A 21,533-nucleotide genomic window follows, 5' to 3' on the forward strand; every position below is an offset into this window, starting at 1 on the left:
ATACAGAAAGGGAAAAAGCAGCAGACTCAAGGTATAGCTTACCTTTACTAGTTAAGAGTGATTCTTTGCCAGTAACTGAATGCTACAAAAAGTTTGAGCCTAACGTACGTTCTTTTGTAAACTGATACACAGGAAAGTCAGCATGAGTACGTATTCCATGCTAAAACCTGATAACCAGTTTACCGATTGTACTTCCTGACTCTAGCTGCTTATGGGCTTGTTTAAAATTGTCGGCTGTCAATCCTTCCAGCGTTTGTGTTAAGGTAGGTTGTAATACTCCCTGATCCAGCAAATCGGCTACCCGGTTCAAGATAATATGTTGCTCTATCATGTCTTCTGTTTGAAAGGTAGAACGGGTGAACATTAATTCCCAGGAAAAGCTCACACTTTTACTCTTCAATTTATTCAGCAACACAGGCGTTGGACTGCCAGTGATGGAAGCAATGTGGCCTTGTGGTTTAATTAGTTCTGCCATGGCATCCCAGTACAAGTTGGTATCCACAAAGTCTACTATGTAGTCTACCTGCTGATACCCTGCTTTCCGGACCTCCTCTATCAGATTCCGGTGGTTGACTACTACATCGGCTCCCATTTTTTTACACCATTCAATGGTTTCAGAACGGGAAGCAGTAGCAATTACTTTCATACCTAGTAGTTTTTTGGCAAGTTGTATGGCTATGGAGCCTACCCCTCCTGCCCCACCAATAATCAGCAGTGTTTTATTTTGATCTCTTTCGGCGGATAAACGCATTCTGTCGAAGAAAATTTCCCAGGCAGTTAAGGCAGTTAAAGGGATGGCCGCGGCTTCTTCAATGGTTAATGAAACCGGTTTTTTGCCTACTATCCGCTCATCAATCACCTGATAAGCTGCGTTGCTGCCTTGCTTGGTAATATCCCCTGCATAATAGACTTCATCTCCCTTATTAAATAAAGTTACGGCCTCACCAACGGCTTCTACTGTACCTACAGCATCCCAACCAATAATTTTAGGTTGTGCTAACACTGTGTTTTTGGCTGAATTTTGCCTGATCTTATAATCAACCGGGTTTACGGAGATGGCTTTTACTTTCACCAATAATTCATGCCCGGATGGGGTGGGTTTTTCGGTTTCAACTTCTATAAAACTTTCTGGTTCCGAAATTGGGAGGGATGTTTTAAATCCGACAGCTTTCATTTTGTTATGTTCCATTTGTGCTAATTCTGTCAATTAAATATACTTGGTACCTATAATTCTGTAAAGTAAGGAAAAAGGCTGTGTTCCTGAAATAAGTTGACCTGTTAAAATAAATGATTCCTACAAAAGCTCAACCAAGCGAACGGCCACAATCCCTTTTGTAGGGCAAGCAACGAAAAGAAACGGTAGCCTTTTGTTTGCTATTGGAGAGGAGAATGCAGCCTACTCCAACAATTAGCAAGTGATGTCGTAGAATAGATACCCTACTTACAGTTGGTGTACATGTATATGACTGATAGAGTAACGTGTATTGCGTTATATAATTTTTAGCTTCTATTTTTTATCGACCTTTACCAATGAGTAAACCACTATTGCTATTAGAATCACCCTGGGCTGGCATCACGCTGTTATCTACCTCTAAAAACAAGGATGGAGACCTGGTAGACCTGGTGATCGAACAAATAAATACAACGGCACAAAAGCAGTTGGGCTATCTGGGCATAGCAGAAGGAAAAAAATATTCGCAGGTGTTTCCGCTCAGCCCGGAACTTCTTGCTTTATACCACACAGTACTGGACACACGAACGCCTGTAGAATATCAGCTTTGTTTACCCTTTGAGGGCAAGGATATATGGTGGCGCAACCGCTGTTTTATGTACAATAACGACTGGCTAGTAGTGATTAGTGAAAATGTGACCGCAGTAAAAAAAATGGAAGCGGATATTCAGGAGAAGAACAACTTATTGCAAGCCATGAACGAGGAACTGCAAGCAGTGAATGAGGAATTGCAAAGTGCGAATGAAGAACTGCAAGCACAAATTGAGGAGTTAAAAGCAAAAGATAAGGTTATTCTGGCCTATAAAGAGTTTGAACGCCTGCTGGAAACACTGCCCCAGCTGGTATGGACCACCAATCCGTATATGACAGCAGGAAAAAGTATGTATATCAACCATCGGTGGTATGCGTATACTGGCCTGCCAGCTGATAAGGATTTTACTGATATTTACAGAGAATGTGTACCGGTAGCGCAACAAGAAGCTTTGCAGGAACACTGGCAACATTGTATGGCCACCCATGAAGATTTTGAAAGAGAAATCTTGCTTAGACGGCATGATGGGGAGTACCGGTGGCACATAAGCAAAGCTATTTACGCCCCAGACACCAATCATTGGGTTGGCACCTTTACAGATATTCATGAACGAAAAAGAGCGGCCCAGGAACTTTCAGAAAAAAACAAACAACTTCTGCTGATTAATACCGATCTGGATAATTTTATTTATACCGCTTCTCATGATCTGAAATCTCCCATTGTGAACATAGAAGGATTGGTAATTGCCCTTACAAAAAGATTAACCGCTAACTATTCCCTGGATGACGAACAGAACAGAATACTCTCTATGATTGCCGCTTCCATCAACAGATTAAAAGCTACCATCACCAACCTGACTGAAATTGCTAAAATCCAGAAAGAAGACACACCCAAAGAAATCATCTCCGTAAGTAACCTACTCGAAGAAGTAACAACTGACTTAGCCAAACTTATGGAAGATAAGCAGGTAGTGTTGCACAAAAAACTGGCGGCAGATAAAATTGCGCTAGCCCCTAAAAATATGCGCTCTATCATCTATAACCTGCTATCGAATGCCATCAAGTACCACTCTCCAGAAAGGCAGCCTGTAGTAGTTATTGAAACCAGAAGGGAGGAAAATTTTATGTTGATGAGTGTAACAGATAATGGCATTGGTATGGCGCCACAGCACGTAAAGAAACTCTTCACAATGTTCAAACGCTTTCACACGCACGTAGAAGGCACCGGGATAGGACTATATATTGTTAAAAGAATTGTAGAAAATGCCGGAGGTAAAATAGAGGTAGAAAGCACCCTGGATGTAGGCACTAAATTTATAGTGTATCTACCTTATTAAGAGTACAAGCAAGCCAGAGTTACGCGGCTTTACTTATCTGGAAAGATACTTCCAATAAATGCATTTTCCAGGGCATATTGAGTCATAAAACCTGCGGCCAATAGCTGCAAAATCTTTTGTTCTTCTGGAAGAACGAGAAAGAATTACTTGGCCATTTGTGTTTCAGCCCTGCTATAACTGTTAGCAAAATGATATTTCTGTAAAAACAACTGATTAGTAGGTTATTACCGATAATAAGGGTATATTCACATAAATAGCTGCTTACGGCTTGCTTTGTCTAACGTCAGTTACTCTTTGCCTCAATACGCAAACTTTTCTGTTTTTAGCCTCACTCCGGATTTGTTTTTCTGCTGCTGAATACCGTTTATTTTTATCATACTTCTTACCTTCCTTTTTATGTTATCCAGATTTATTTACGTAATTGAAACAAATGCCATCGACCGCTACATGACAAGTGCATGCCTGATCGACACCTTCCCCTTGTGCAGGATTTTCCCTTTCAACACCGTTGATAGTGCCATTCATTCCCTGCAGCATGCCAGCGAATATCCATCACTTATTTTAGTAGATCAATACATGCCAGATAAAGACGGATGGGATTTTCTGGAGGAGTATATTTCATTAGATACCTACGTATTGGATAAATGCAAAGTAGTTATGCTTTCCTCTACGTCTAATCCTTTTGATGCTGTAAGAGCGAAAAAGTATGAATGTGTGGTAGACTTTATCAAAAAACCGGTAACCGACAGTTTTGTGGCGAACCATGTAAAAGCACATTTAAACTAAAAGAACGTTGCCTGCAAACAAGGTATACTAGAGCCTGTATTATTTCACTACCCTGGAGCTATGGGAAGTCCACGATACAAATCTCTAAGGACATGGGTATGACTGCTTTTTTATAGGAATCTCCATAAGGGAAGTTACCAGCTGAATGTTTTAGCCCTGGCATATGTTACCAACGGATACAAACCACTGCTTCTAACATTTATCCTATGCGGATTGCTATCCATCATCACACCCATTACGAATATGACCGCCCGGTGCTCCTTTCTACCCATTTTCTCCGGCTTAAGCCTGCTGCTCATACACGTACACCTATTGAATCGTATACGCTTCAAATTCATCCGCAAACCTACCTTATCCACTGGCAGCAAGATCCGTTTGGTAATTTTGTATCCCGCATAGATTTTGAAGAGTTCATGAAAGAAGTGTCTATCGAAGTGGCTATTGTTGCAGATATCAGCCGCATAAATCCGTTTGATTTTTTTATAGATGCATATGCCCAGTATTTTCCTTTTCAGTATGAGGCTCAGTTAAAAAAAGACCTTGGTCCATATCTGGAAATTTCGGAAAATGGCACGCAGTTACAGCAATGGATAGCTGCTATAGACTATTCCCAAAAGGGGATTATTGACTTCCTGGTTATGCTCAATGAGAAGGTGTTTAAGCAAATTAGCTATACTGTCCGGATGGAACCAGGGGTGCAAACCTGCGAACAAACCCTTCACTATGCATCCGGCTCCTGCCGCGACTCTGCCTGGCTGCTTGTGCAACTACTCAGGCACATCGGGCTAGCAGCACGTTTTGTATCAGGCTATCTGGTGCAACTGGCAGAGACTGCCCCACATGGCCACTCATTAACAGGCACCGAAGAAGATTTTGCTGCGTTGCATGCCTGGGCGGAAGTTTATATTCCTGGTGCTGGCTGGATCGGCCTGGATGCTACCTCGGGCTTAGTTGCCGGGGAAGGACATATACCTCTCGCCTGCACACCCGAACCGGCAGGGGCTGCTCCTATTACCGGTACAGCAGAAAAGGCCGAAACCCGCTTCACCTATGCTACCACCCTGGTTCGTTTATGATTGGCTGGATTCCACTTGGTAGTTTATGGCTGAGTCTATATTCATAGTCTATCAGTAAAGAATGGTACTTTTATCTATAGTCATTCTGTTGAAATAAAACCATCTTCCGGTAGAATTCAGCAAGGGGGCATTTATCAAAAAGGTTCTGTGGACACGGCAAGCAAGGCCTGTTTTTTTGTGAGTATTTATATCTTCTCAAATACAAACCGGAAGTGGTCCATTGTTTCTCTTTCAAAACAAACTTTATTGGGACTTACCTTAAACACGGCTACCTGGTGCCGGAACTCTTTATCTGTCAGGAACCTGGGAATTAAGCAGGCATAGTAATAATATTTTTTTAGATGAAACTGCCTGAATTTTCTTCTCCAGCGTTTAATGGTTTCAATATAATCCAGCCGGCCGCTGCTTTTGGAAATGAGTTTAAAAAAGGGGCTGGCATTTTTAATAACCTGCCCATCGCCGTAAGGCAACCAGGAACCAGGAAATTCTTTTATCATTAACGCCAGTACATACGAGTCTGAATTTTTACCGGCATCGACACTGATTTTCTCTAAAGGCAGCATATTTTTACTGAATACCATGGTCTGCATATAAAACCGTCCCCCAACCGGAAGCAGGTTACTTACAGACTGGAAAAAGTTGGTGTATATTTCATCTTGTTTACCTTGCTTATATTCTTCTACCGAACAAAAGTGTTCCAGTCCACCAATGCAGGTAACTGCATCAAACTCACCGAATGTTTCAGGGCTAATATACCGGCAGTCCATCACATGCACATCCAGGCCATTTTTTTTACAAGCGGCGGCTTGTCCGGTAGATAACGTTACGCCAGTACCAGTGGCTTTAAGCTTTCTGACATAGTTAAGAAAAGGTCCCCACCCACAAGCCATATCCAGTACTTTACTTCCCCGGTGAATATTTAATGATTCGGCAATAAATTGATGTTTGCGCAACTGGGCTTTTTCTAAACTCATTGAAAAATCGCCCTTAAAAAAGGCACCGCTATAGTCTCCCATTTCGCCAATAGATAAGCGGAATATTTGATCAATGGTGGTATAGGTAAAATCTAGGTCTGGTTTTGTAGCCATATGAAAAGGGGGAGTTTCTCAAAAAAAAGTGTTAATAGTCCGCAAACAAAGGATGCGATGAATGCACGGATGCGTAGCTAGCTTCGCAGAACTATACTTTGCATTTTTGCTCGTATAGTTTGGGAATCCAGTACGCTACAATCTGGTGTGTGTTGAAATAGGTAATGCCGGCTGAATAACTTAGTTCAAACCATACATCGTTTTCCCTGTTCTGCTGATCAAAACTAAAATTTGATTTTTCAACATCATTAAAGGTAAATTTTACTTTATAAGGAAAAGGCGTGCTGGCATTTTCGGCTAGTTGCACAAACAATAAGTTTTTGTAAGCAGGACAAGATATAATCAGTTCAGAAGCTACGTGGTAGAACTTCAATACTGCATAATTCTTATTTATCATGTCAATTTTTTGCTGAAAATGCATGGCTAATTCGAAAAAAGCCTGGGCATAGGCATCATACGTTGTACCCTGCAGCTCATTTTTCACCGAAGTATGCTGCTTAATAATCGACGTTATTTGTGCTGACACTATTTTCATATCGTCGGCATCCTCTTGTTGGATAGCTTTATATAACGATTGCGCCAGGGTGGATGGAATGACAGGCAATTTCAGGATTACTTCGTAAAGCCTGCTGGCTTGTTCTACCGGATGGTTGGCAGCCAGCATTAGCCTTTGGGTTTGCAAAGCTAACTTCTCTTGCATGAGTAACTTACCAGTAAGCAGCGCATGCACGCTTTTGAATTTTTTGGGCATCTCAGTTTATTTCTAAAGTAGTAACCTGTTCCGGATTATCCGGCAGGCGTTTGGTAAACTAAGGTAGCCAGGCTGGAAGCAGCGCTAAGAAGCAGGAATGTTCACAGGCAACCCAGCAAACAGATGGGCAGAAGTGAGTGGCTATTACCCGGCTGTCTGCTTCTCAGACCATCTTACGGATAGCAGACATATGTTTTGCTTTACCTACGGTGAGAGGCTTATTATTCAGCCGAAAGTTATTCAAACCACCAATAGCTTGCAATGCTTCCGTTTCATTGGGCATTGAAACATACCCAAATCCACTGGAAATGCCTGTATGCGGATTTTTCTGGATTCTTAACGAATGTATTTCTCCGTAAGCGCCAAAAAGCTCCAATAGCTCCTTTTCCGTTACCTTTGTATCAAAATTACCTATATGAATATCCATAACTCCAACATATTATCCCTGCAGGTTCAATCTTTTACTGATCAATGGACAACAAAGCGCTGGAATGTAGAAGGGGGTTACAAAGCAGATGCGTGTTTATACACAGTAGTCCTTGCTTTAAAGCTACACATTATAAACACGTAAAGCTACGCTTACCCCCTTTTTATTTCTTACCATTGCCCGGCACGGGCTGTTGCTGTTACAGTATTTCTATGCAGCAGCTCTGGCAATTTCTCGTATACGCCTGAAAAAGGTATGCATAAGTAGCCACTGAAGTTCCGGCTACACCCGCTTATTTCTTTACAATCTGGGCTTCTCTGAGCATCTGCCTGAAAGGTTTTCCTTTTACCCGTTTGGCCTCTTTTAAGCCCAAGGCCGTTTTTACTTCTTCAAAGTTTTCATAATTGATGGAAGCTTTCCGCCCATTCGGCGAATCATCGGCAGGTACAATTACAATCCGGGCAACCACATCTGTAAACTCAGTCTGGGCATCCAAAGGGTAAGATGCTTCCAGGAAAATCCGGACATCTTCTGCGGAAAAATCAAAATTCATATTCAGGATGCCTTTCGAATTAAACTCAGTCACCGGCATCATCCGCCAGACATCTAAAGGCTCATTATCTGTTTCTATCTGATCCCATAACACATATACCAGGGCTACATCTTCCAAGTAAATTTCATCTTCCTCCGGAAAAGTATAAATCATTTCCCACTTATTCTCTACATTCAAATCAAACACCCGTTCATACATCAGTGCTACGGTTTGAGGGCCGGCCGGTCCACGGGGTCCGGTAGGTCCTGGCGCACCTGCAGGCCCAGGCAGGCCAGGCTCTCCTTTGCAACTCCATAAGATACCGGCCAGTAAGATCCATACAAATAATTTTAAGGAATATTTTTTCATAGAGTATCAAGCTTTTTGAGTGATAAGTTAGTTTATCATAAGCCATATCAAAGAGAGAGCCAAAAGTAACAGGATAGCCTTACTCGGATGATTTTAAGTAAGTTTTTGCACCATTGAATGCGCATGGAAATATGTTTATCTTTGTTGAGTGAAGAATCTTTCCATTTTTCAAAAACTTCTGTTTTCCCATCTTTTTATCGGAATATGCACTTTGCTGCTGGTAGCTTATTTGTTCTACCACTCTTCCAAGGATGCATTGATCGAACGTACCGTAGCCCAACTGTCTTCCATCAATCATCTAAAAAAAATCTATATAGAAGATTATTTTGAAGGAATGCAGCAGAGCACCCAATTGCTGGCTCGCAATTCGCCTCTGTTAGAACTAACGGTGGCCCCTCAAGCTTCCAGAGATACGGCTGCAACCAACCGGATGTTCTCTTTGCTTCAGCAGGAATTTGCCTACCAGGATTTGATTTTACTCGATACCAGCCTTCATCTGTTGTATCAGCAGACACAGTCATTTCAGTTTCCTGCTGATACTTCAGCCAAGTTTACAGAAATACGCCAATTAGTAACCAATACCCTGGCTAACTCGCATCCTGGCGAGATACTGGTAGATGGAGAATACTTACTGTTTACCTCTGCCCCGGTTAAAAATGCATCTGGGCAAACAACAGGTATCCTGTTAATGAGGCTTCCGGATGGGCCTATGGAATACGTCTTGCACCTTAGGGATGGTATCGGACAAACCGGTGAATCGTATGTGGTAGGGGCAGACTTTCGCATGCGTTCCCACTCCAGATTCTTTCCAGAGGCCGCTCCCCATGACATGGAAGTACGTACATTGGCTACCCAGAATGCATTCACCAATCAGACGACAGACCATATTCTGGCAGATTACCGCGGTGTTCCAGTGCTGAGTGCCTACCAGCCGTTACAGATCCCTGGATTACCTTGGGTTATTATTTCGGAAATTGACCTGGAAGAAGCCATGCAGCCGGTTTTTCGGATGCGTACCATTATGGTTGGCATTGGCCTTGGCGTATGCGTTGTTATTGCCCTGCTTACCTGGTTTGTTTCTGTACCTTTATCTGCGCGTATCCGCGAACTTAGGCAGGTAGTCTTACAGCTTTCCAGAGGGATATGGCCCAAGGAACCCTTAATAATTACCAGTAAGGACGAAATTGGCCAGATGAAAGGCGCCATGAATCAGCTGATTCTTGGCCTGCAACGTACGGCTGCTTTTGCCAGCGAAATAGGAAACGGGCAGTTAGCCTCAACTTATGAACCCTTAAGCAACGAAGACTACATGGGGAATGCGCTGCTACAGATGCGCGAAAAGCTGCAAAGCAGTCAGCAAAGAGAGTTAATTTTAAACCGGCAACGTACATCGGCCTTACTGGAAGGAGAAGAAAACGAACGGCGCCGCATTTCCAGAGAGTTACATGATGGAATCGGGCAACTGCTCACAGCCATACAATTCAAACTCAACACGCTTGATGGCCAGGAGAAAGTACGCAGTGAAATCAAAGCTATTCTGGAGGAAACCATTGTGGAGGTACGGCGTATTTCACACAACCTTATGCCCAGCGTGCTGCAGGATTTTGGATTAGAGGCAGCCTTGAAATCTTTATGCACCCGCACCGCCCAAGCTTCTAGACTGAAGGTGAATTTTAGTTTTGATACCCATCCTGATTCACCCCCCCTTTCCCAGGAAGTCAGTATTAGCCTCTACCGGATTACCCAGGAAAGTATTCATAATGCAGTAAAATATGCCCAGGCCACCCAACTTGATATTATCGTAGATTGCGAACCGGATCAGGTACAATTGCGGATTCGCGACAACGGAATTGGCTTTGACTGGGAAGCCTATCAACAACGCACGACACATGAAACACACGGAATCGGAAATATGCGTGAACGCACCTATTTGCTGGGAGGTACTTTTGGGTTAAACACCCGAGCAGGCGCTGGAACAACCATTACCGTATCAGTACCGCAGTAGCAATACCAATTACTTTGATTATAGGTTTATAACTCACTATTTATTACTACTTAGTCCTCCACCTATGACAGAAAACCCGATACGTATCATTATCGCCGATGACCATCCGCTGGTGAGAGATGGCCTGAAAACAGTACTCCATAAAATACCAGACTTTCAGGTAATAGCCGAAGCAGAAGACGGCCTGCAATTAATGAAGCTCATCGATCAACTTCACCCAACCCTGGCGCTTGTAGATATTTCTATGCCGCATCTCAATGGATTAGAGGCATTGAAAAAGCTTAGCGGGTTGTATCCCAACCTTAAATTAATTGTGCTGACCATGCACGAAGAGCCTGAATACATTTTAAAGAGTATGAACAGCGGAGCCCATGCTTATTTATTAAAAAATGTGGAGCCTCAGGAATTACAAAAAGCCATTATGACAGTGGTAAATGGAGGCAAATACTATACGCAAACCGTAGCGGGAATTATCATGGACAGCCTTTCTAAAACCGAGCCTGAGCAAGAAGCCCTCACTCCCCGGGAACTGGAAGTGCTCAAGCTGATATGCCACGGCATGAGCAACAATCAGATTGCCAGTGAACTGTTCATCAGCATCCGCACTGTGGAAAAGCACCGGGTGAATGTGCTCAAGAAAATGCAGGCCGTCAATACAGCCGATCTGGTTAGGAAAGCGATAGATAAGGGACTACTAGAGTAGGCATATATAGGTAGAAATACCCATAGACGTATACGTAGAAACCTCCATAAAAAAATACAAAAATATCGGTATTTACATTGGTATTTAGAGTAAGTATCTTTGCATAGTTCAATTATGTAAAATACAAACCCGATATATCATGAAACTTCAAGCATTTATAGTAGTACTTTTTTTGGTTTTTACCGCTCATACCATGCAGGCTCAGTCACCGGTGGTTTTTAAATATAAGTATGATCCAAGTTATTCGGTTCACAATTATAAGCACCCGAATAAGGCAGCAATAGCCAAAAAGCATCAACTGGACCAACTGATTACTATTGAATACATCAGGCCAATGCCGGCAATAGACAAAGTACAAAGAAACTATAAAATCCAGGGAGCCCCTATACAAAGGCAACCATCAGGTGCAGTAATACCAGTTACTCCCTACAAAGAGAAATTCAACAATATGAACTCACCTGCTAATTATAAGCATCCTTTTAGGCGGTAAGTTGCGCTTTTACCTTTCAACCACTGGAATAGCATCACATTCCAGTGGTTTTTTTATGCTAGAAACAGTCCGAACTAGAATCTTTTGTTTATCGCCAGGTTAGAAACACGCCAAAAATCAAAACTGCCACAATCATTTGTTAGCTATTTTGAGGGTTCAAGGATATCGGCAAAAGGCAAAACATATGCGTATCCAGACTTTAAACCCGGATCACTTTTGTGTCCTTAATTTGATAATCTTCAATTGATTCAACAATTTCATCGCCAGATATCCGGCATCCACCTCAAACCACTTAACCGAGTTATTAGGGCGCGAAGGAAATTTATGGTGGTTATTATGATAGGCTTCCCCCCAGAATATAAAGTCAAGCGGAATAAGGTTTTTAGAGGTGTTATTTACCTTAAAATTAACATAGCCTACCACATGAGCTAACCAGTTAACAACAGCTCCCTGGATAGCACCCATTCCAAAATGAAGCGGCAACAACAAGTAGTACCACCCCGATGGAGCAAGCAAATAATATAAAAATACATAAAAGCCGCACCAGGCAACTCTGGAAATAGGACTATGTGCAATTTTATCAAATGCATCCCAGCGGGGTAAGCCGGTTTTGTACTTTTCTTCTACGTTTGTTTTGCCAGAATAAATATTAAAATAGTTGTTACGGGTTTGCCACATCATGGTAAACACATTGCTTGAGTTGCCCGGAGAGTGAGGATCATCTTTGGTATCGGTATGTGCATGATGCAAGCGGTGTAGAATGGCATACGCATAAGCACTTATGTAAGAGGAGCCTTGAGTTAAATAGCAGCCGATGTAAAAGGCTTTCTCCCACCCTTTTGTCATAGAAAACATGGCATGGGCAGCATAGCGGTGGTGAAAAACAGACTGAAAAAAAAGAGAACTGTACCAGTGAATAATTAATAAAAAGATGATAGCCATAAAAATATGTAAATAAAACAGTATACCCCTTATGCTTTGTCAATTCATAGTTCATAAGAGGGGCATGTACTTTACATGTTTCCGATGGTTATATATTAATGGCGGCAACGTGGATTTATTAGTAACTATTGGTGCGTGTGTACTGACTTTCTGGCGTCTACTTCCTTTTTTAACGAAGAATCATGAGGCGGTATAAGGTGTAAATCACTAACGCTTTTAAATTTAATGCTAGTTTACGTATAAATACTGATAATATGAAGATGAGTATTGATACAAACCGATTTCTCTCTTTTACGTAATTAACGCATAGATTTGTTGCCAGCACCAGCTAGTAAAGTTCGTTTGACCTGCTTGCCTTAGAATTAATCTATAACTATTTTGCTTTTTACTGCTATTGGCTACCGGATTAGAAATCAATAGTTTCTTGTCTTTTTATAGGTTTACCTGAAATGTAGCTGTGAGGAGCTTTTACTGTATTACCCGATAGGAATGGGCAATTTTATAAAATTGCTTACTTCTGTCATACCTTTTAATTTAGGGTTGGTTTGTACGTATAGCTCTAAAGGTATACCCTGCCTAATTCATGTGTTACGGCTTTGCGCTGCAGGGGGCGTGAGGAGTGGCCAACTGTAGTAATTGCCCGGTAGTAGTGTCCAGATATTAATAAATTAGTGGATTTTGCCTAACCAACCCAAGTATTTTTACAAAGCAGGTTTATTTACTTGTTTCATTTTATAGAGAACCTAATCAACGTGTTTGAATTTAATATCCTTATCTGATATAAGATCGATCAACTGAATTTTGGAGTGTATAGAAAAGGGTAAATTTTGCAATCCCTTTTTGGTTCAAGGCCGGCACAAAAGGAGATCTAGGGAACTGAATTTTAACTCTCCTTCTAGTAATTATTTCGTCCACTACAGTTGTGCTATTTGCTCAAAGTTTTAAAATTTCACTGTAGTATCGTAAGTAGCTTACAACGTAAGCAAGTGGTGTAAATTTTCTAACTTACAGAAAGAATATTGCCTTAAAGAAAGAGAAATTCAACCGTATTAGCCAGGAAGCCTAACCATATTGTTTACAGGCCGGTTTGTAAAGAAGACAGTCCCCTCTGTTCAGAACAGGTTAGAAGGTGAAAATGCGAAAGAAAACGGTAAATCTTACTAGAGGAAAAAGCTCGTATAGGTTTACTTTTAGGCTATTACTTTACAGTCGCTATATTTACTTTATATCTCAACTGCTGCAGCAGATAAAAGGTAGCCAACAAACAAGTAAGTGTGGCGGAAAGGGAAGACGCAACGAGGAGATAGTAGAGCCATAGACAAAGCTAGTCGGGGCGCGACCAACAAACAAAGTCTATGTCAACGTTATCTCTGATAGTGATCAAAGCGCCGGTATCTTTAGCCGGAAGAGCTTAACGCAAAGCGTATCGTACAGGTTCGACTCCTGTCACTTACAGTGCGTGACATAATAGGGAAAACCAGCAAAGTACAAGCAGGTAACTACCTATAGTAGGGATAAATACGCTAGCCTATTTAACACCCTCCAGACAATAGCCCCTATCTTTTACAAGTAGGGGCTTTTTCTTTCTGCTCCCACACATCTAAATTATCTTTGGTAAATCCGGTCAATAGTAATGGTGCCAATAATAATTCATGATTATAGGCTCAGGTAATTGAAAAGGAAAGTTAATGCAACCATTATTTGGTTTGATTTAAACAATGTATTACCTGTATAACTGATTTCTCTCCGGCCTACAAATAGAAAGAGTTGTTCCACTGAAAAGAATTGAAGCATAAAATATATAAACTTATAAATATTTTCTTTACTTATATAAGGAGAAAAGTTTATTTTTACCATTTCAACTAAGTGTAGGTAACCTGTTTCCCTGAGCATTTACAAAGATATGAGCCTTAAGGTGGACCGCTATTCAGATCGTATGCTTGATTCTTCCGATGAAAAAACACCTGTGAATGCTGATCCGGCAAATGGACAGAAGCAGATGACTACTGGTCAAGTGGAAGACGTGAAGTTATGGCAGGCCTTTAAAAAGCATGACAAACATGCTTTTAGACTTTTGTATGAAAAGTATGCCAAGGTGTTGTATAACTATGGCCGCCACATTTCCGGAGATGATAACTTAACCAAAGACTGCTTGCAAGACCTGTTTACTGAGTTATGGAACAGCCGCCAGCGCCTGAGTGATATTGATTCGGTAAAACACTATTTATTTAAAGCCTTCCGGCGGAAGATTCTGGAAGCTATTAAGCAACAACGTAAATTTGCCTGGACTGCCGATGAACACATCCCTGTTGATTTTGAAATAGAACTTTCCTTAGAGAGCCAGCTTATTTCCTCTCAAATGAAGGCCGAGCAGCAGGAGAAAATTCAACAAGCACTTAATCAACTCACCAAGCGGCAAAAAGAAGTAATATTTTTAAAATTTTACCAGAATCTTTCCTATACAGACATTGCCTCTACTTTGTCACTGACCGTCAATGCCGTCTATAATCTTATATCTAAAGCCTTTCATGTCTTAAAAGAAGCCCTGAAAGGTCAAGCTTTTTTAGGCCTGCTGCTTCTGGCATGTTCCTGAAAGAAGGGTATGGCAGTTGTTTGACATTCTACTTCTCTCCAATTTCTTCCGCCTCTTCCTTATTTTATCAAACATGGCCGGATAATTACTTTCTCTTTTTTACCCATGTTGGTAATACGAACCATTGTTTACCCTCAGAGCAGATAATAATAAAAGTAGGCTAACAAAGTGCTACAGGATATGGGTAAAAGAAAAAAAGTGAATCTAATTTTATTAGGAAAATCTTATATAACAAACCGTATCGGTGTATATATTCTTGCTAATTTGTGTCTGACGATGAGACTTTTACAAGCTAAGTAATATTTGTGTTTGTAAAGCTGAATTATATCTTTCCTTCTAGTTCCTATAAAATATAGTGTTATCCCTGAAAAAAAACTTTAAAAAAAGTGGTGAGTTTTTTCCTGTCCCTCACTCTTTAACATTAGTTATTAATCAACAATCAGCTTCTACCCATCAGCATCAACCCGGTTTATTCCCATGCACTACCAGTACAAACACTTTTCGGCAGAAGATTTTGCAGCAGATGAACACTTTCAGCAGTGGGTTCTGCAGCCAGACGACGCCCTAGACCAGTATTGGGAAGAATATCTGATGCTGCATCCTATGCAAAAACAAGCCATCACGGAAGCACGCCAGATTATCCGCTCGGTGAAGTTTGCTAGCTATGAACTGCCAGAAGAAGATTTTCAGCAGATCTGGCATGCTATAGACCAGAATACGGTACAGACGGCAAGGAAGAGGCAACCGGATTCAAGTGAAAAAGTACGAACCTTTTATAACTGGCGAAGCTGGCAAAAGATGGCTGCCGTACTTACCTTGTTGATCGTAGCTACCCTCGTCTTTTTTGTAATCAACGCCTACCGGAAAGTGGAGCACCAGACGGCGTATGGAGAAATTAAAACGGTGCAACTGCCCGATGGCTCTACGGCTATACTCAATGCCAACTCTACCCTCAGGATGTCTCCCAACTGGTCAACAGATGAGAGCCGCGAAGTATGGATTACCGGAGAAGCTTATTTTTCGGTCGTACATACAGCTAATCACCAGAAGTTTTTGGTACATGTGGATGAATCGAGTACAGTAGAAGTGCTGGGTACGGAGTTTGATGTGGCGAAACGCCGGGGTAAAACCAAGGTAATGCTTGCTTCCGGTAAAGTAAAATTAAATCTGAAAAATGAGGCTTCTCTGGTAATGAAGCCAGGGGAACTGGTAGAAGTGGTAACTACTTCAAACAAATACACCAAAAAGACAGTAGATCCGGCTACGTACGCTTCCTGGAAGGAGCATAAACTTATATTTGATGGTACGCCACTTTCAGAAGTGATTATACTGATGGAAGAAATCTATGGGGTACAGGTGGAAATAAGGGAACCCTCCTTAGTAACGCATAAAATGTGGGGATCTATGCCCACACGGGATATACATGATTTTCTGTCAGGGATTTCCCAGTCGCTTGATGTAAGTGTCACCAAAACCGGAAACCGGGTGGTTATAAAAAACAAGTAAAACAACCGTAGTATACGCAGTTGTATCGCATACTACCCTGATTATACATTAATTCCATACGCTTCCTGTAAAATCGAAGAGCTGCTGTAAACGGCTCCCAGGCTTGTATTGTCTTTTTTAATCCATACATCTATGAAGAAACACATTACCTATTTTCTGGCTCAAAGCATAGGCCTGTTGCTGCTGGGGCTGCCGCCAGGGTATGCCTTTGCCCAGAGTCAGTCCATGGCCCTCCACACACCGGAAACAGCTACTCACCTGCAAAATCTACAGCAAGCAGGCCAGTCGCTGAAACGTGCCCTTTCCCAGCTGGAGCAAAAATATAAGATATCTATTATCGCCCGTGACCAGCTGTTGCATGGCAAGACGGCGGGGCAAGTCAGTACTTATACTTCCGTGGAAGAAGCCTTAACCGACGTACTCAAAGGAAGTAAACTAACGTTCAAAAAAATTAAGGAAGGCTTCTATGTGGTACGGCCGGTAGAGGAGAATATGCCTGGCAGAGACAAAACGGATTCCCTCTCTTCCCGCAATACAGCTGCTCCATCTTTAAAAGCCCAGCGGAATGCCCGTACCATAACAGGCAGGGTAATTGACGAACAAAAGCAAGGCATTCCCGGCGTAAGCATCGTACTAAAAGGCACTACCACCGGAACGGCTACTGATGCGGAGGGGAATTACAGCCTGAATATCCCGGAAGAAAATGGCACGCTTATCTTTTCTTATATAGGCTATCTTTCGCAAGAAGTAGCCATTGGCAACCAGAATGAGATTAATATTACCTTAAGTCCGGATATTAAATCCCTGGAAGAAGTAGTGGTAGTCGGGTATGGTACATCCCGGAAAATAGACCTGACCGGATCGGTGGCCTCTGTAAAAATGGAAAATGTAGCCATGCAGCCCAACGTAAATCTAGTGCAATCGTTACGCGGCTCCCTGGCCGGGGTTCAGGTTACCGATAATGGCCGGGCTGGTGCCGATGGCAGCATTGTGATCCGTGGTTTTTCTTCCATCAGTGGCAGCAATGCCCCGCTGATCGTATTGGATGGCATTCCCTATTATGGAGGTTTGTCCGACATTAATTCGAATGACATTGAATCTATTGATATACTCAAAGATGGAAGTTCTGCCGCCATCTACGGTTCCCGGGCATCAAATGGCGTGATTATGATCACCACCAAAAAGGGCAAAGGCGACCGCCCCAAACTCACCTATAGTGCCTATTACGGCATGTCGGATTTTGCCAGTGTTCCGAAAATGATGGGGCCGGAGCGGTATTTGCAATTGAAACAGGATGCCAGCGCCTTTACCGGCAGGGACCTTACCCAACTCAACCCCCTGGAACAGGCAAACTATGATGCCGGACGTACCATAGATGTATGGGATGCCATTAAACAGGATGCCCCGGTTCAAAGCCACGAACTGAGTATATCCGGTAAAACCAACCGGGTTACCTATTATTTGTCGGGCTCCTATGTAGATCAGAAATCTCCACTCTATGGGGATGAGTTCAGCCGCTTGTCCAGCCGCCTAAACCTGGATGTAAACATTACCGACTGGCTAACTGTAGGAACTAATACCGGCTTTTCTGTAAAAGATTACTCTGGTATTGCCGCTGAATATGGGTATGCAAATCTGCTCAGCCCTTTTAGTGATTTGTATTTTGAGGATGGCTCTCCCAGGCGCTTGCCCATGAACGACGGCTTAGGTGTAAATCCGCTATTCAACACCCTGCATAACGATAACCGCGATGTGCGCTATAACCTGTTCAGCAATATTTACGCAGATGTAAAACTTCCACTAAAAGGCTTAACCTACCGGATACGCAATGGAAATACGCTGTTGCAGAGTGAAGTATTCAACTATGCGCCTTCCTATAATAAAGAAGGCTTTAATACCTTAGGCTCAGGTTCCAAATCGCATGGCAAAACCTATAATTTTTTACTCGAGAACATTCTACGCTACGACAAAGAAATCGGCTCTGGCCACAACATAGACCTTACCTTATTGTATGGCGTGGAGAGTTCAACCGTGAACGGCTCCTCCCTGTCAGCCAACAATATTTTCAATGATGCCTTATCTTACAACGGCCTGGGGATTGGCGAAAATCAAACCATTACTACTACAGCTACCGAATCAAAAGCAGTTTCAAGCATGGCCAGACTGGGCTACCGCTACCGCGAAAAATATATGCTTAACTTTACCGTGCGCCGCGATGGTTTCTCTGCCTTTGGCGATGGCAAAAAATATGGCGTATTTCCTTCCATGGGTGCCAGCTGGGTACTCTCCAACGAAAACTTTTTAGCACCTGTTACCTGGCTCGACCTGCTGAAACTGCGCTTTTCCTATGGAAAAAATGGCAACCGGGGCGTAGACCCTTACGCTACCTTAAGCAATGTAAGTCCGGTATACTATGTATTCGGAGATGGTGGTGTACCGGCTACCGGGCTGAATCCTACTTCATTTCCCAATCCTCTGCTTGGCTGGGAAACTACCCTGTCTTCCAACCTGGGCCTGGATTTTGGTTTCTTCAAAGGCCGCATTAATGGTTCTGTTGACGTATATACCCGCAACACCTCCGATTTGCTCCTGCAACTTACCATTCCGAATGTAAACGGCTACAACCAGTTTTTTGCCAATGTTGGTAAAATGAATAACAAGGGTATTGAACTGACTTTGAATACTGCTAACCTGGATACAAAAGGATTTCAATGGGCAAGTTCAGTGGTTTATACCTTAAACCGCAATGAGATTCTTGAACTCAACGGAAAAGAAGATGACATTGCCAGCCGCAGGTTTATCGGGGAGCCGCTCTTTTCGCACTACGACTATGTGTATGACGGCATCTGGCAGGAAGGCGAAGATTTCTCTATAGATCCTGCCGCAAAGCCAGGCTACCTTAAATTTAAAGACCTGAACGGGGATGGAAAAATAACCCCTGACGACCGGCAGGTGGTGGGCACCAGCCAGCCTGATTTTACGGTAGGGCTAACAAATAATTTTACTTACAAAGGATTTACGCTGTCCTTTCTTTTCAACGGACGCGTAGGCGGCATCACCCCTAACCCGGTTACCAATCCGGGAACCAATTTCTACGACCGGGTAAATGTACTGGACCTACCCTACTGGACACCAGAAAACCCGCTCACTGACAGGCCGAGTGTAGGATATCCTAATCCATTGGGATACGGCTTTTACGAGAAAAGAGATTATGTACGCTTGCAGGACGTAACCCTGGCCTATTCGCTTCCTGCCAATCTTATCAATAAAATCAGACTCGACAATGTGCGGGTATATATCAGCGGAAAAAACCTGAAAACCTGGACTGACTGGAATAACTATGACCCAGAAAATGGTGAAAACAGAATTTACAGACCTGCCTCAGGGGAAGAATTATCAGGGCCTTTGATTAGATCCTGGGTACTTGGAATCAATATCGGACTATAATCTAACGGAACCCCTATGAAAAATATACGAACATATATCAGCCTGTGCCTGGGTATGATGCTACTTTGTGTAGCCTGCGGTGAAGATTACCTCAAAGAACAAGCCCTGGACCGGTTCAGCCCGGAGAATTCCCTGGTCAATAAGTCAGGATTTGATGCTTACTTAGTTACCCTGCACCGTTTTGCCCGCGAAGAAAACTTTGAAGACCGCCCCGACCCAATGGGTAATGGAACGGATGTAGCTACCAGTGGCGTGGCAGACGGACGTTTTTTTACCGATTACACCCAGCTGAATTCGCAGACCGATGTAGTAGTCAGTTACTGGAACTGGGCCTATGCCAAAATGCTAAAGGTAGCCAATCTGGTGATTACCCGGGCAGAAAACCCCAACGTAAACTGGACAGAAGAAGAAAAAAATGCCGTACTGGCTGAGGCCAAATTCTTCCGGGCATATACCTACAATACGTTGGTAAATTTATACGGAGGCGTACCCATCATTGACCGGGAACAGTCTATACCTCGTTTTGATTTTGAGCGTGCCACAAGGCAGGAAGTATTACAGTTTGCCATGGAAGACCTGGAGTTTGCCGTACAACACCTGCCGTTGGTAAAAAGCGGATTAACGTCCGATGGACGGATTTTAAGGGCAGCCGGCCTTCACTTACTCACCGAAGTCTACATCAGCATGGGCCGGGTAACCAACGATGCCAGTTACTACGACAAAGCCATAGAAGCCGCCACCAAGGTAATTGATAAAAGTGCCGGCGACTACCAGCTGATGACCGAGCGATTCGGGGATCTGCAACGGCCAGGCGATGTGTTCTCCGATTTATTCTGGACTGGCCAGCAAAACCGATCTTCCGGAAACCTGGAAACCATATGGGTAAGCCAGTACGAATTTGGTACACTTGGCGGGGGCGAGCAGGAAAACGTAACGGTGCGCTGGTGGGGACCCAAATTTGAAGATGCCAGAGCTGCCGATAACCGCAATGCCTTGCTGGTGAGCGATAGTCTGGGTAGATCTCAGGGCGGCAACCGGGGCACTGATTATTTTCATTACACCATATGGAGTGATAAAAATGATATCCGCAACTCCCCCTATAATATCCGCCGGAAATGGTATAATAACAATAAAGCCTCCGCTTTTTTCGGGCAGGAATACAAAACGGCTAAAGGGCCTGATGGAAAGTTGTATGCCCTCAATGCAGATGGCTCTCTTAGCAATGTGGTGATAGACACCCTGCGGACATTGTATCCCATGATCCGGAAAGTAGAAGGCAAGTATTTTTTCGGTGCTAACACTGGCAGAACATCCAATGATAAAATTAAAATGCGCCTGGCTGAAACCTATCTACTCCGGGCCGAAGCATACCTGCTGAAAGGAGATCCCGCATCCGCCGCAGCAGATATTAATGTAGTACGGGCAAGGGCCAAAGCAGCCCCCATTACAGCCGCTGATGTAAGCATTGATTATATACTCGACGAACGTGCCCGCGAGTTAATTATTGAAGAACCTAGGAGAAGAACCCTGGTACGAATGGGCCTGCTATATGAACGCACCAAACTGTATAATTTCAGGTCAAAAACCACTATTCAGCCTTTTAATGAATTGTGGCCGATTCCGCAAAGCTTTATTGATGCCAACAAGGAGGCTACCATTGAGCAGAACCCTGGGTATCCTGGTGCCTGACTGTTTTAGCAACTCAGTATTACATACTTT

The 21,533-nt window shown here is 43.0% G+C and carries 16 protein-coding genes; 10 read left to right on the forward strand and 6 right to left on the reverse strand.

Annotated features, from left to right (window positions below; genetic code table 11):
- Positions 1–160: 160 nt before the first annotated feature.
- On the reverse strand, positions 161–1,174 hold the full coding sequence (locus Q0590_RS23910) for a zinc-binding alcohol dehydrogenase family protein (RefSeq protein WP_302040208.1): 1,014 nt from the start codon (positions 1,172–1,174) through the stop codon (positions 161–163).
- Positions 1,175–1,530: 356 nt separating this feature from the next.
- On the opposite strand from Q0590_RS23910, the gene Q0590_RS23915 reads away from it, so the two are divergent.
- The 3 genes from Q0590_RS23915 to Q0590_RS23925 all read left to right on the forward strand — a co-directional run bounded on the left by Q0590_RS23915 (position 1,531) and on the right by Q0590_RS23925 (position 4,961).
- On the forward strand, positions 1,531–3,099 hold the full coding sequence (locus Q0590_RS23915) for a PAS domain-containing sensor histidine kinase (protein ID WP_302040143.1): 1,569 nt from the start codon (positions 1,531–1,533) through the stop codon (positions 3,097–3,099).
- 396 nt (positions 3,100–3,495) lie between these two features.
- On the forward strand, positions 3,496–3,885 hold the full coding sequence (locus Q0590_RS23920) for a response regulator (protein ID WP_302040144.1): 390 nt from the start codon (positions 3,496–3,498) through the stop codon (positions 3,883–3,885).
- Between the two features lie 206 nt (positions 3,886–4,091).
- Positions 4,092–4,961, forward strand: a complete 870-nt coding sequence (locus Q0590_RS23925) for a transglutaminase family protein (protein WP_302040145.1) — start codon at positions 4,092–4,094, stop codon at positions 4,959–4,961.
- 185 nt (positions 4,962–5,146) lie between these two features.
- Here Q0590_RS23925 and Q0590_RS23930 read toward each other — a convergent pair whose 3' ends face one another.
- The 4 genes from Q0590_RS23930 to Q0590_RS23945 all read right to left on the reverse strand — a co-directional run bounded on the left by Q0590_RS23930 (position 5,147) and on the right by Q0590_RS23945 (position 8,128).
- Positions 5,147–6,049, reverse strand: coding sequence for an SAM-dependent methyltransferase (locus tag Q0590_RS23930; RefSeq protein WP_302040146.1), 903 nt, complete (start codon positions 6,047–6,049; stop codon positions 5,147–5,149).
- Between the two features lie 91 nt (positions 6,050–6,140).
- Positions 6,141–6,800, reverse strand: coding sequence for a hypothetical protein (locus tag Q0590_RS23935; protein ID WP_302040147.1), 660 nt, complete (start codon positions 6,798–6,800; stop codon positions 6,141–6,143).
- 163 nt (positions 6,801–6,963) lie between these two features.
- Complete coding sequence (locus Q0590_RS23940) at positions 6,964–7,227, reverse strand: RNA recognition motif domain-containing protein (RefSeq protein ID WP_302040148.1); 264 nt, start codon at positions 7,225–7,227, stop codon at positions 6,964–6,966.
- A gap of 292 nt (positions 7,228–7,519) precedes the next feature.
- A complete protein-coding gene (locus tag Q0590_RS23945; protein WP_302040149.1) occupies positions 7,520–8,128 on the reverse strand; it encodes a collagen-like triple helix repeat-containing protein in 609 nt (202 codons plus the stop codon).
- Positions 8,129–8,276: 148 nt separating this feature from the next.
- On the opposite strand from Q0590_RS23945, the gene Q0590_RS23950 reads away from it, so the two are divergent.
- The 3 genes from Q0590_RS23950 to Q0590_RS23960 all read left to right on the forward strand — a co-directional run bounded on the left by Q0590_RS23950 (position 8,277) and on the right by Q0590_RS23960 (position 11,326).
- The gene (locus Q0590_RS23950) at positions 8,277–10,133 is read left to right on the forward strand and encodes an ATP-binding protein (RefSeq protein ID WP_302040150.1); all 1,857 of its coding nucleotides are present in this window, start codon (positions 8,277–8,279) and stop codon (positions 10,131–10,133) included.
- Between the two features lie 64 nt (positions 10,134–10,197).
- Entirely contained in the window at positions 10,198–10,836 is a 639-nt protein-coding gene (locus Q0590_RS23955; RefSeq protein ID WP_302040151.1) for a response regulator, read from the forward strand.
- A gap of 139 nt (positions 10,837–10,975) precedes the next feature.
- Complete coding sequence (locus Q0590_RS23960; protein WP_302040152.1) at positions 10,976–11,326, forward strand: hypothetical protein; 351 nt, start codon at positions 10,976–10,978, stop codon at positions 11,324–11,326.
- A gap of 210 nt (positions 11,327–11,536) precedes the next feature.
- Here Q0590_RS23960 and Q0590_RS23965 read toward each other — a convergent pair whose 3' ends face one another.
- Positions 11,537–12,268 (reverse strand): acyl-CoA desaturase, encoded by a 732-nt coding sequence (locus Q0590_RS23965; protein ID WP_302040153.1) that lies wholly within the window; start codon positions 12,266–12,268, stop codon positions 11,537–11,539.
- A 1,903-nt stretch (positions 12,269–14,171) separates the two neighbouring features.
- On the opposite strand from Q0590_RS23965, the gene Q0590_RS23970 reads away from it, so the two are divergent.
- From Q0590_RS23970 to Q0590_RS23985, 4 genes are all read left to right on the forward strand, one after another.
- Positions 14,172–14,861 carry an RNA polymerase sigma factor gene (locus Q0590_RS23970; protein WP_302040154.1) on the forward strand — a complete coding sequence of 230 codons (690 nt, stop codon included), beginning with the start codon at positions 14,172–14,174 and terminating at the stop codon, positions 14,859–14,861.
- Between the two features lie 477 nt (positions 14,862–15,338).
- Positions 15,339–16,367, forward strand: a complete 1,029-nt coding sequence (locus tag Q0590_RS23975; RefSeq protein WP_302040155.1) for a FecR family protein — start codon at positions 15,339–15,341, stop codon at positions 16,365–16,367.
- Between the two features lie 132 nt (positions 16,368–16,499).
- A complete protein-coding gene (locus tag Q0590_RS23980; RefSeq protein ID WP_302040156.1) occupies positions 16,500–19,814 on the forward strand; it encodes a SusC/RagA family TonB-linked outer membrane protein in 3,315 nt (1,104 codons plus the stop codon).
- 15 nt (positions 19,815–19,829) lie between these two features.
- Positions 19,830–21,503 (forward strand): RagB/SusD family nutrient uptake outer membrane protein, encoded by a 1,674-nt coding sequence (locus Q0590_RS23985; RefSeq protein ID WP_302040157.1) that lies wholly within the window; start codon positions 19,830–19,832, stop codon positions 21,501–21,503.
- The last annotated feature ends 30 nt before the right edge of the window (positions 21,504–21,533 follow it).

The sequence above is a fragment of the Rhodocytophaga aerolata genome (genome assembly GCF_030503435.1).
In the GTDB taxonomy this organism is placed as follows: domain Bacteria; phylum Bacteroidota; class Bacteroidia; order Cytophagales; family 172606-1; genus Rhodocytophaga; species Rhodocytophaga aerolata.